The organism is Enterovirga sp., assembly GCF_028290205.1.
In the GTDB taxonomy this organism is placed as follows: Bacteria; Pseudomonadota; Alphaproteobacteria; order Rhizobiales; family Beijerinckiaceae; genus Enterovirga.
On the sequence record NZ_JAQGKF010000030.1, the window covers coordinates 1 to 8,121 of the forward strand.

At 70.1% G+C, this 8,121-nt stretch carries 7 protein-coding genes; 4 read left to right on the forward strand and 3 right to left on the reverse strand.

Annotated features, from left to right (window positions below; all coding sequences use genetic code 11):
- Positions 1 to 104: 104 nt before the first annotated feature.
- Positions 105 to 1,121, forward strand: a complete 1,017-nt coding sequence (locus JWR86_RS02550) for a xanthine dehydrogenase family protein subunit M (RefSeq protein ID WP_299560308.1) — start codon at positions 105 to 107, stop codon at positions 1,119 to 1,121.
- A gap of 10 nt (positions 1,122 to 1,131) precedes the next feature.
- Positions 1,132 to 3,369, forward strand: coding sequence for a xanthine dehydrogenase family protein molybdopterin-binding subunit (locus JWR86_RS02555; RefSeq protein ID WP_299560311.1), 2,238 nt, complete (start codon positions 1,132 to 1,134; stop codon positions 3,367 to 3,369).
- A 39-nt stretch (positions 3,370 to 3,408) separates the two neighbouring features.
- Here the strand turns inward: JWR86_RS02555 and serA are convergent, their stop codons facing one another.
- The 3 genes from serA to JWR86_RS02570 form a co-directional block, all read right to left on the reverse strand.
- Positions 3,409 to 4,662 (reverse strand): phosphoglycerate dehydrogenase, encoded by a 1,254-nt coding sequence (serA, locus tag JWR86_RS02560; protein WP_299560314.1) that lies wholly within the window; start codon positions 4,660 to 4,662, stop codon positions 3,409 to 3,411.
- 94 nt (positions 4,663 to 4,756) lie between these two features.
- Complete coding sequence (locus JWR86_RS02565; protein WP_299560317.1) at positions 4,757 to 5,176, reverse strand: NUDIX hydrolase; 420 nt, start codon at positions 5,174 to 5,176, stop codon at positions 4,757 to 4,759.
- A gap of 153 nt (positions 5,177 to 5,329) precedes the next feature.
- Positions 5,330 to 6,772 carry a protein adenylyltransferase SelO gene (locus tag JWR86_RS02570; protein WP_299560320.1) on the reverse strand — a complete coding sequence of 481 codons (1,443 nt, stop codon included), beginning with the start codon at positions 6,770 to 6,772 and terminating at the stop codon, positions 5,330 to 5,332.
- Positions 6,773 to 6,885: 113 nt separating this feature from the next.
- Between JWR86_RS02570 and JWR86_RS02575 the strand changes: the two genes are divergently transcribed.
- Entirely contained in the window at positions 6,886 to 7,542 is a 657-nt protein-coding gene (locus JWR86_RS02575) for a class II aldolase/adducin family protein (RefSeq protein ID WP_299560323.1), read from the forward strand.
- 60 nt (positions 7,543 to 7,602) lie between these two features.
- Positions 7,603 to 8,121: M81 family metallopeptidase (locus JWR86_RS02580; RefSeq protein WP_299560326.1), on the forward strand; the 519-nt coding region annotated here is incomplete at its 3' end.

Genomic DNA, 8,121 nt, shown 5'->3' on the forward strand with positions numbered 1-8,121 from the left:
ATGAGCGGCAACATCTGCCGCTGCGGCGCCTATGTGAACATCGTGGCGGCGGTCGAGGAAGTGGTGGCGGCCGGCCGGCGCGGGCTCGCCGGAGAGGCCGGCCGATGAACAATTTCAGCTACACCCGGGCCGCCACCGTGCAGGAGGCCGTGGCGGCGCTGGCGGCCGAGCCCAGCGCCAAGTTCGTCGCCGGCGGCACGAACCTGATCGACCTCCTGAAATACAACGTCGAGCGCCCGACCCGGCTGGTGGACATCACCCGGCTGCCGCTCAGGGACATCGAGGAGGCGCCCGGAGGCGGGCTCCGGATCGGCGCGCTCGTGCCGAATTCCGACCTCGCCTATGACGAGCGCGTGGAGCAGCGCTATCCGCTGCTCACAAGCGCCATCCTGGCCGGCGCGTCGCCGCAGCTCCGCAACGCCGCCTCAACCGGCGGCAACCTGCTCCAGCGCACGCGCTGCTACTATTTCTACGACCCCGGCACGCCCTGCAACAAACGCGAGCCCGGCACCGGCTGCCCGGCCATCACAGGCCAGAACCGGATCCACGCGATCCTGGGCACAAGCGAGCACTGCATCGCGACGCACCCGTCCGACATGTGCGTCGCCCTCGCCGCGCTGGACGCGCGCGTTCAGGTGACGGGGCCGGACGGCGCCCGCTCCATCCCGTTCGCCGAATTCCACCGCCTGCCGGGCGACAGGCCGGAGATCGACACCACGCTGCGTCACGGCGAGGTGATCACCGCGATCGACCTTCCGGCCGAGGATTTCTCCGCCAACCACACCTACCTGAAGCTGCGCGACCGGCTCTCCTATGCCTTCGCGCTCGTCTCGGTCGCGGTCGCCCTGCGCATCGAGGACGGCGTGATCCGGGACGCGCGGCTGGCGCTGGGCGGTGTTGCACACAAGCCGTGGCGCGACCCGGACGCCGAGTCGCTGCTGCGCGGTCGCGCGCCGATCCCCGAAGCCTTCCAGGCCGCGGCGGAGCGCGTGCTGCGGGGCGCCAAGGGGTTCGAGCACAACGGCTTCAAGATCGAGCTCGCGCGCCGCGCCATTGTCCGGGCCCTCGGCCAAGCCGCGCGCAGCACGCCCCAGACCCAATCCGACAAGCGCATCAAGTAGAGGGCCGCTCATGCTCCGCGATCCAGATCTCCATGTCGGCGCGCCCCGAAGCCGGATCGACGGCGTTGCCAAGGTCACGGGTGAGGCCCGTTATGCGGCCGAGCACCGGGCCCCCGACCTCGCCCATGGCATCGTCGTGTCCGGCGCGATTGCGCGCGGGCGGATCACGTCGATCGACAGCTCGGCGGCGCTCGCCGTCCCGGGCGTGATCCAGGTTTTCACGCACGAGAACCGGCGCAGCACGGCCTGGCTCGACTACAATTACCAGGACGAGGTGGCGCCGCCCGGCTCGCCGTTCCGGCCCCTCTACGACGCCGAGATCCATTTCAGCGGCCAGCCCGTCGCGCTGGTCGTGGCGGAGGATTACGACGCGGCCGCCTACGCGGCGTCTCTCGTCCGGATCACCTACGAGGCGGCCGAGCACGCGACCAGTCTCGAGGCGCAGGCCTACAAGAGCTACGTGCCGCCCAAGAAGCGCTCCGGCATCAAGCCGCCCTCACCCCCGCGCGGCGATGCTCCAGGGGCCTTCACGGCGTCTCCGGTGATGATCGAGGCCGATTACACGCACGCGGTCGAGCACCACAATCCGATGGAGCCGCACGCCTCCACGGTGATTTGGGAAGGCGACGGCAAGCTCACCGTCCACGACAAGACCCAGGGGCCGCAGAACAGTCACAGCTACGTAGTGGCCGTGTTCGGGCTGAAGGCGGACGATGTCCAGGTCAAGAACGCTTATGTGGGCGGCGCGTTCGGCCTCGGCTTGCGGCCCCATTACCAGCTCTTCCTGGCCGTGATGGCCGCGCTGGAGCTGAAGCGCTCGGTCAGGGTCGTCCTCACCCGCGACCAGATGTTCACGCTCAGCTATCGCCCGCACAGCCTGCAGACCGTGAAGCTCGGCGCCGACCGCAACGGCAAGCTCAATGCCGTGATCCACGCGGCCGTTTCGGGAACGTCGCGGTTCGAGGATTACCAAGAGGACATCGTCAACTGGTCGGGATTTCTCTACCAGTGTGACAACGCCGCCTTCTCCTACGAACTGGCCAAGCTCGACACCTACACGCCCTCCGACATGCGGGCGCCGGGCGCCGCGACGGGCATGTTCGCGGTCGAGATCGCCATGGACGAGCTCGCGGCGGAGACCGGCACCGACCCGGTCGAGCTGCGTCTTCGCAACTACGCCGACAAGGACGAAAACCAGGACAAGCCCTTCACGTCCAAGGAACTTCGGGCCTGCTACGCCCAGGCCGCGGAGCGCTTCGGCTGGTCGCGCCGCAATCCCGAGCCGCGCGCCACCACCGAGGGGCGCGAGCTGGTCGGCTGGGGCATGGCGAGCGGCATTTGGGAAGCCTTCATGCAGAAGGCCTCCGCCCGGGCCCGGCTGGCGGCCGATGGCACCCTCGAGGTCGCCACCGCGACATCCGACATCGGCACCGGCACCTACACCATCCTGGCCCAGATCGGCGCGGACGCGCTCGGCCTCCGGATGGAGCAGGTCTCGGTCAAGATCGGCGATTCCTCGCTTCCCACCTCCCCGATCGAAGGCGGGTCCTGGACCGCTGCCTCGAACGGCTCGGCGGTGATGGTGGCCTGCACGGCGGTGCGCGAGGAGTTGTTCAGGAAGGCCCGCGGCCTCGACGGGTCGCCCCTCGCCAACGTACCGCCGGAGCGGGTGGTGTTCCGGGGCGGCCGCATCGCAGTGGCGGACGATCCGTCACGCTCGGTCGCCATCTCCGAGGTGATGCGGGCGGCCGGCCTCGAGGTGATCGAGCGGGAGGAGACGGCGCAGCAGGACCCAGCCACCACCAAGCGCTACGCGAGCTACACCCACTCGGCCATCTTCGCCGAGGTCAAGGTCGACGAGGACCTCGGTGTGGTGCGGGTGACCCGCGTGGTGGTCGCGGTGGCGGCCGGCAAGATCATCAATCCCAAGACCGCGCGCAGCCAGATCCTCGGCGGCGTGGTCATGGGCATCGGCATGGCGCTGCACGAGGAAACCATGGCCGACCACAACCTCGGCCGGTTCATGAACCACAATCTGGCCGAGTACCACGTGCCGGCGAATGCCGACATTCACGACATCGAGGTGATCTTCGTCGAGGAACACGACGACAAGATCAGCCCGATCGGCGTGAAAGGTCTCGGCGAGATCGGCATCGTGGGCACGGCTGCGGCGGTCGCGAACGCGATCTTCCACGCCACGGGCAAGCGCGTCCGCTCCCTGCCGATCACCCTCGACAAGCTGCTCTAGCGCGGGCTACCCGGGCCCAGACAAGGCCCGGGCCGCGCCTCAGCGGCGCTCGTAGATGATGCGCGCCCGGATCGTCTCGGGCAAAGCCCGGATGTCGGCCAGGATGTCGTCCGCCACCGGCCCGGGCTCGTCGGCCTCGATCACCACGTAACCGATGTCGTCGTCCGTCTGGTAATACTGGCCGGCGATGTTCACGCCGCGCTGGGCGAACAGGTCGTTGAGGCGGCGCAGCATGCCGGGCGCGTTGCGCTGCACCTGCATGAAGCGGGTGCCGGAGGGCCGGGGCGGCAGTTGCACCTGCGGGAAGTTGATCGCCCCCACTGTCGAGCCGGTGTCGGAATAATCCACGAGCTTGCGGGCCACCTCGGTGCCGATCCGCTCCTGCGCCTCCTCGGTCGAGCCGCCGATATGCGGTGTCAGGATCACGTTCGGGATGCCCTGCAGCGGCGTCACGAAGGGCTCGGCGTTGGAGGCCGGCTCCACCGGGAACACGTCCACGGCGGCCCCCGCGAGATGGCCGGACCGCAGCGCCGCGGCGAGCGCGTCGAGATCCACCACGGTGCCGCGGGCGTTGTTGATCAGAAAGGCGCCGGGCCGCATCAGCGCGAGTTCGGCCGCGCCGATCATGCCGGCCGTCGCGGCCGTTTCCGGCACGTGCAGGCTGACCACGTCGCTCTGGCTCAGCAGTGCGGCCAGGCTCTCGACAGGCTCGGTGTTGCCGTGCCGGAGCTTGTCGGTGTGGTCAAAGAAGATCACCCGCATGCCCATGGCTTCGGCGAGATTCGAGAGCTGCGAGCCGATATTGCCGTAGCCCACGATGCCGAGCGTCTTGCCCCGCACCTCGAAGCTGCCCGAGGCCGACTTGTCCCAGGCGCCGCGATGCGCTGCCTCGGACCGCGTGGTCACGCGGCGCAGCAGCATGACGATCTCGCCGATCACCAGCTCGGCGACGCTGCGGGTGTTGGAGAACGGTGCGTTGAAGACCGGGATGCCGCGGCGGCGCGCGGCCGGCAGATCGACCTGGTTGGTGCCGACGGAGAAGCAGCCGAGCGTGATCAGCCGCGGCGCCGCGGCGAAGACCTCCTCGGTCATCTGCGTGCGGGACCGGATGCCCAGAATGCGGACGTCCCGGAGGGCGCTGGCCAGCGCAGCCTCGTCGAGGGCCTTGGGCAGGCGTTCGAGATTGCGATAGCCGGCCGCCACCATCAGGTCGGCGGCCGCGTCGTTCACCCCCTCGAGGAGGAGGACGCGGATCTTGTCCTTGGGAAACGACAGGCGGGGCTGGGCGGTCATTCGGGCGGGTCCGGGGAGGCTGGGCATTAGCCCCGCACCGCACCGCCGTCCAGGTGAGCTGTCGGCCGGCTCGGGCGCTGGCCCGGGCGCGCGGTCAGGCCGCGTCCGTGAGGGCCAGCGCAAAGCCCAGGATCAAGGCGGCGAGATCGGGCTCCTGAACCGAACCGGCCGCCGCCCGGGGCGTGAACCACGCCGTCTCACGCTGGTCGAATTCCGGCCAGCGCCGGCGCTGCTCCAGCGCATGCAGGGGGAACACCTCGACCCGGCACGGCACGACCGTCCCGTCGCGCAGGCGCTTGCCGTAGGTGTAGGCGCCGATCGGGATGCGGGACACCTCGCCTTTGATGCCGGCCTCCTCGAACGCCTCGCGGGCAGCGGCCTGGTGCGGGTGCTTGCCCTTCATCGGCCAGCCCTTGGGAATGACCCAGCGCTTGGTCTCGCGGGAGGTGACCAGAAGGATCTGGATCCCGCCCTCGCCGTAGCGGAATGGCAGGGCGGCGTATTGCGTCCGCAACGTCGAGCGATCTCCTGCACCTTGGCCGACCGGTCGCGTGAGCCCGGTTCGGAGGGCACCGCGCGGCCGCACGACCTGTTGTTGAGCCTTAAGCAACGCCGATTCTGGCCGAAGGTCGAGAGGGCGCCTCCGCTCCGTCCCCGGGCTTCTCGCTCACCCGGCCGGGGCCGGCAGGAGCGGCCGCCAGCGATGAGCATCGCCCAGGGCCGTGATCCCGTCGAGGCAGGCCTGAAACGCCGACCAGTCGTCGCGCTCGGCGATCCCGCTCCAGAGCGCCTCGACATCGTCCACAAGGAGCGTCACCGGCGCCGCGCGGCTGAAATAGGGATGCTCCGGATCGGCCTCCGGATCCGGCGCCACCGCGGCCAGCGCCTCCCGGACCGGCGCGAAAGCCGGCGAGCCGTAGACGGAAGCGGCCGGGCTCGCGGCCGCCCGGGCGGCGCTCCGTTCACCGCCGTACCAGTCGAAGAAAAAGCGCTCGAAGGGCGCGCGGCTCTCGGCCAGAAACTCGATGCTGGCCTTGGCCAGAACGGAGGCTGCCCTCAGATCGTCCGGCACGAGGCCGAGCCGGCGGGCGATGCCGCGGGCAAAACTCCGCTGCAATTCCGGCTCGTACAGCCCGAGCGCGCGTTCCAGCTCCGGCTGCGGCGCCAGCACCAGCAGGCACTCGGCGAGCCGGGTGAGGTTCCAGAGCAGCGCATCCGGCTGCCGCCCATAGGCGTACAGGCCGGTCTCGTCGAAATAGGCCGCCGTGAAGGCCGGATCGTAGGTCGGCAGAAAGCGCCAGGGCCCGTAATCGAAACTCTCGCCCGTGATGTTGATGTTGTCGGTGTTCAGGACGCCGTGCACGAAGCCGGCCACCATCCAGCCCGCGCCCATCCGGGCCACGCGCCGGCACACCTCCTCCAGAAAGGCCACGGCCCGGGCCGGTGTCTCCTCGCGCCACAGCTCCGGCATGTAGGTCCGCACCGCATAATCGAGCAGGCGGCCGATATTCTCGCTCTCGCCCAAGTAGGCGAGGCGCTGAAACGTGCCGATCCGGATATGCGAATGGCTGAGCCGGACCAGCACGGAGGAGCGGGTCGGCGAGGGTTCGTCGCCCCGCACCAGCGGCTCGCCGGTCTCGACGAGGCTGAAGGTCTTCGAGGTCTCGACGCCCTGCGCCTCCAGCATCTCGGTCGCCAGGATCTCCCTGACGCCGCCCTTCAGCGTGAGGCGCCCGTCGCCCTGCCGCGACCAGGGCGTGCGCCCGCTGCCCTTGGTGCCGAGATCGAGCAGCCGACCCTGCCGGTCGTGCAACTGGCCGAACAGGAAGCCGCGGCCGTCGCCGAGCTCCGGATTGTAGGAGCGGAACTGGTGGCCATGGTAGCGCAGCGCCAGCGGCTGCTCGAAACTGCCCGGCAGGGGCGCGAAACGGCCGAAATGGGCGACCCATTCCTCGTCCGTCAGCGCGTCGAGGCCGACGCGCGCGTCCCAGCGGCGGTTGCGGAACCGCAGGCGATGCTCCGGGAAGCGCGCGGCCACGACCGGGTCGTAGAACGCCTCGCCGAGGGTCGCGTGCGCGGTCGAGGGTCGGTAGGAGGGGCTGGGCGGCATGGTTGTCAACGGCGCCGATCGGTCAGGGTTCGGGCCGGTCAGGGACAGACAGTCGTTGACCGCCCGGCATGCCCCTCCCTACCGTTCCGCCGAGCCGGGAGGAACCGCATCGGATGAGCGCCGCCAACGAGGACGAAACCCGCGCCGCCATCGTCAAGGCGATGCTGGACCTGGAGCGGCTCGGCCTGACCCAGGGCACCGCCGGCAACGTGTCGGTGCGGCACGGCGAAGGCTGCCTGATCACGCCCTCCGGCATCCCGGCCGACGAGCTGCGGGCCGAGGAGATCGTGCGGCTCCGGCATGACGGCACGCATGAGGGCACCTGCCGGCCCTCGTCCGAATGGCGCTTCCACCGCGACATCTACCTGGCCCGGCCCGAGGTCGGGGCCGTGGTGCACGCCCATCCGACCTACGCGACCGCCTTTGCGATCTGCGGCCGCGATATCCCGGCCGTCCACTACATGATCGCGGCCGCGGGCGGCCCCACCGTGCGCTGCGCCAGCTACGCGACCTTTGGCACGGAGGAGCTGTCCCGGGCGGCCCTGGTCGCGCTCGAGGGCCGCACCTGCTGCCTCCTCGCCCATCACGGCACCATCGCGACCGGCCCGACCCTGAAGAAGGCCATGTGGGTCGCGGTCGAGCTGGAAACGTTGTGCCGGCAATACGCGATCGCCCTGCAGGTCGGCGCACCCGGCATCCTGCCGGATGACGAGATCAGCCGCGTGATGGAGCGTTTCGGCAGCTACGGCCCGCGGCCGCCCGCCGCCTGAGGCTGCTTGCGGGGCCTGAGGGGGCGGGGCAAGCTCGGCCAGAGGAGCACCCGCCCGCCCGTGAAGATCTTCATCGCCGGCCTTGCCACCGAGACCAACACCTTCGCGCCTCTGCCGACCGGCCGGGCCGCCTTTTTCGAGCGCGAATATTCGCGCCGCTCGGGCAGCCGCGAGCCGCCGCGCTTCGCCAACATCCCGCTCGCCGTCTGGCGCGGCCTCGCGGACGCGGACGGCCACGAGGTGGTCGAAAGCCTCTCCGCCTTCGCCCAGCCCGGCGGCACCACCCTGCGGCATGTCTATGAAGAGCTGCGCGACACCCTGCTGGACGACCTGCGGGCCACCATGCCGGTCGATGTGGTGCTGCTGTTCAGGCACGGCGCCATGGTGGCGGAGGGCTACGACGATTGCGAAGGCGACACGCTCAGCCGCGTGCGGGAGATCGTCGGTCCCGGAGCCACGAGCGGGATCGAGCTCGATCTCCATTGCCACCTGACCGAGCTGATGCGGCGGAGCGCCGCCGCCACGGTGCTGTGCAAGGAGGACCCGCCTACGGACATCGCGCTGCGGGCGCCGGAGCTC